Source organism: Candidatus Atribacteria bacterium, assembly GCA_011056645.1.
Classification (GTDB): Bacteria; Atribacterota; Phoenicimicrobiia; order Phoenicimicrobiales; family Phoenicimicrobiaceae; genus Sediminicultor; species Sediminicultor quartus.
Window position 1 is genome coordinate 1 of record DSEL01000196.1, and the last position, 3,859, is coordinate 3,859.

The following is a 3,859-nucleotide window of genomic DNA, read 5'->3' on the forward strand; positions in this document are numbered from 1 at the left end:
ATTAAATAATAATAACATATAATAATATAAAATAATTTATGTTAAATAATATTGCAATATAATAAATAATGTGCTAATATATAAACAAATAAGATATTAAAACAAATCTAACCAAAAAGGAGTTTTAAAGTTATGCCTATAAAAGTGGAAGAAAAGAAACTGTATTCAGTTGAAGATCTAGCTAAAATATTACCTATTACTTCGTTTACTATCCGTGCATATTTTAGAAAAGGTAGAATTAAAGGTCATAAGATAGGCAAAAACTGGTATGTAACTAAAGAGAATTTGGATGCATTTTTAGAAGGCGAAGAAATAAATAATTGAAGAAGTATCGAGAAATGAAATATCAAGATGCTTAAAGTTGTGAAAATTATTCTATCTGAAAGGAGGAGAGGAACATGTCTTTAATTTCATTATTGGTTGTTTTAATTGTTGTTGGGGTAATTCTGTGGTTAATTAATACCTATATACCAATGGATGCCAAAATCAAGAAGATTTTAAATGTCGTTGTAGTTATTGTAGTCATTCTTTGGTTATTACAAGCATTTGGAATATTAGGTAATCTTAGAATTTAATCCTTGTGTTTCTCCGATTGAGAAAAGTAAAATAAGATAATATAAGGGAAGGTGTCTCTAAAAATATTTTTGCTTCTATAAGTTATTTTAATTTAAAGAAAGATTTTGGAACAAATATAGTATACCTAACAAAGTTAATTTAAAATTAATATTTACCTAAGGGAAATATAATAAAATAAATTGTAGGATTACTCTTATTAAGCTTATAAAGAAGACATAAAATGACCCGGAAATATGTTGAAATCAGCAAGGAGGTGCTTCCATTTCAAAAAAGAAGCTCTAGAAAAATAGACAAGGTTAGAGACAGCTCCTCAAAACGAGAACTGTCCGTATCATGTAACGTGATATCTATTATGTATCGAGCAGGCGAGATGCCTGTCTTGACAGTGTGACTAAATGACTATAGCACTGTCGACAAAAAAAGGAGAATTTTAAAAATGTCAACAAGACTATTATTTCCAATTAGAAGAAAAATACTAACCTGTGTTCTGGTCGCCTTAACCTTACTACTTTGTTTTACTATCATCGGAGTAGGCTACTCCCAGAGCCCTAGTCCACAGGAAGAAGCGAAGATGAAAAGTATTCAGATTATTAACCCCCGCCCACCTTTTTCTCTTAAATTATGGTTGGATCAAGAAGGGAGAGCAACCTATCAAGCCGGGGAGAGAATTGTGATTCTATTCCAGGCTTCTCAGGATTCATTTGTGCGGATATATAGTTACGATAACGAAGGTAGAGTAAAAATTATCTTCCCGAACCAGTATTCGCCCCATGATTTCGTGAGAGCAGGAGAAACTAGATCCATCGAAGGGATTATTGATGCTGACACCAGACCGGGCATGGAATATGTTCAGGGGTTTGCCACTACCAGGTCAATAACCTTTAGTCCCAAGGAAAAAGATTTAATCTCTAAACAATTTATGCCCGAAGTAAGTCCGGATTATAACAAATATACCCAAACGATTAGAGGTATAATAACAACTATACCTCCTACTGCCTGGACTTCGAGTAATCTGTTAAGCTATACGATAAGACCCATTCCGCCCCCTCCCACTAATTATGGCAGAATTATTGTTCATTCCAAACCTAATAAAGTTAAAGTATACCTGGACAATAATTACATGGGGACAACCCCCATTAATTTAGACCGGATTAGTCCGGGACAGCATCGTATCAGCTTTGTTATGGAAGGTTATCGGGATCAGATTGAAAATGTCTCCGTTTCTCCTTCTCGCACCACCACAGTTTCTGCCAATTTAGTTCCTATCCCGGAATATGGTACCGGTTCAATCTCCGTTTACTCTAATATAGATGGAGCTAACATTTATTTAGATGGAAACTACCAGAGAAGAACTTCTGCGAAGAAAGATGTAGAATTAAAGGATATTAAACAGGGGTACCATGAATTGTTGATTACTAAAGAGGGGTATCTCGATTGGGTGAGTACTATTGTGGTTACTGCACGCCAAACCCAGACGGTCGATGCTTACCTGGCTCCCGAAATAAGCGATGGTTCAATTGAGATTTACTGTAATGTAAGTAAAGCAAAAATATTTGTAAACGGAACTTATCAGGCGGCAACCTTATCCTCTCAACCTATAACCCTAGAGGAAATGGGAGAAGGAATATATGAGATTACCCTAGTTAATGATGGATATAGAACCTGGGTAGAAGAGACATGGATATATGCCGGTGAAACGACTACTCTCGATGTTAAGATGGATAAGATTACCATGGAGTATTAGAATTATTCTAATGAAAAATACACATAAGGTAAGAAAATTTAAAAAGGGCTCTATATCTATTATAGAGCCCTGAAATATCAAGAGCAGGAAAGGTATCTATCCGCTCAAAGTATTTATCTCAAGTTTTCTAAAAAGATACAAAATATAAAATGAAAAGGAGATTTAAAAATGAAAAAGTGTATACTTATGTTCATCTTGGTTATGGTTTTTACCCTGTTTATCACCGGCTTTGTCCAGGCGCAATTAACTGATGAGGAAGTTAAAATAGAAAAATGTAAGGATGTATTGGAGGAAATGGCTTCTCGTAAAGATCAGGCCGGGGCATTTAGCCAACTCTTGGCAAGAGCAGGAGGCATCGTCATCTACCCCAGATTAGTCAACGTGGGATTAGGTTGGGGTGCCATGTTTGGGGATGGTATCGTTCTTCGAAAGGATAGATCCACCCAGGAGTGGTATGGCCCGGCATTTATAGAGCTTAAAACCGCTTCGGTCGGTCTACAGATTGGTATTCAGGAAGTGTCCCTGGTATTATTGCTGATGGATGATAAAGCTCTGGCTGCCTTTAAGAGTACTGATTTTGAAATCGGAGCAGATATTAGCATTGCCCCGGGGCCCTTAGGTGATTCCTTGCAAACGACCGTTGATTTCAACGATTCCATCTACGCTTACTCTTATAGCAAGGGTCTCTACGCCGGTTTTACCCTGACCGGTTCCATGATTCATGCCGATACAAAAGCCAACAGGAAATTTTACGAAGAAAGCATTACCTGTGAAACTATTTTGAATAATAAAAAAGTGAACAACGAAGTCGCTTCTAAGCTCGTGCAGTCGATCGAGCAGATTAGTCAGTAAGAGAAATCATCTATCTAATAAAAGAAAGGATTAAATAAATGAAAACAAACACAGTGTTAGCCATCATCCTCATTATCGTGGGGATTGTGGCCTTTGCCTATCAAGGCATACAATATACGTCCAAGGAGAAAGTCGTTGACCTTGGTCCAGTTCAGGTAACTGCTGAGAAGACAAGAACCTTTCCCTTACCCCCAATCGTGGGAGGTATCGCGCTCGTAGGCGGTATAGTGCTGCTATTGGTGGGAAACAAAAAGACCTGATTACAAGCAAAGTACCAGTGTTCTCAATAAGTGCTTGATTTGAAAGAAGATATATAACTATTTCTAAAATAACCTAGACTATTTTAAGGAGGAATTTAAAATTGAAATTGAATAAGACAATATATTATACAGTGATGCTATTACTGCTCTTAATCGTTTCTCAAATTTTTATTCTCAGTGGTCTTGCCCAACAACTGCAGATTTCCAGTAATACACAACCTCAGGCAGTGGACTACCTGCAAAGGGCAGTGAATAAGATGCAAGAAGCCTTAGATACCTATCAAGGTGCCAATTATCCTGGCAGAAAACTATGGATTGAAGCTATTGATTATGCCCAAAAAGCCCTCGAAATCGATCAGAACTTTATTGAAGCCAATTATTACCTGGCACTGATGTATCAGTATACCAACTGGTATTACCGGGAAGC

The 3,859-nt window shown here is 36.8% G+C and carries 5 protein-coding genes; all 5 read left to right on the forward strand.

Annotation, left to right across the window (positions count from 1 at the left end; all coding sequences use genetic code 11):
- The first annotated feature begins 132 nt into the window (after positions 1-132).
- Positions 133-324 carry a DNA-binding protein gene (locus tag ENO17_09310; protein HER25232.1) on the forward strand — a complete coding sequence of 64 codons (192 nt, stop codon included), beginning with the start codon at positions 133-135 and terminating at the stop codon, positions 322-324.
- Between the two features lie 688 nt (positions 325-1,012).
- Positions 1,013-2,320, forward strand: a complete 1,308-nt coding sequence (locus tag ENO17_09315) for a PEGA domain-containing protein (protein ID HER25233.1) — start codon at positions 1,013-1,015, stop codon at positions 2,318-2,320.
- Between the two features lie 168 nt (positions 2,321-2,488).
- A complete protein-coding gene (locus ENO17_09320) occupies positions 2,489-3,172 on the forward strand; it encodes a hypothetical protein (protein ID HER25234.1) in 684 nt (227 codons plus the stop codon).
- A gap of 38 nt (positions 3,173-3,210) precedes the next feature.
- Complete coding sequence (locus ENO17_09325) at positions 3,211-3,432, forward strand: DUF3185 domain-containing protein (protein HER25235.1); 222 nt, start codon at positions 3,211-3,213, stop codon at positions 3,430-3,432.
- Between the two features lie 101 nt (positions 3,433-3,533).
- The coding region (locus tag ENO17_09330; protein HER25236.1) for a hypothetical protein at positions 3,534-3,859 on the forward strand (326 nt) is incomplete at its 3' end.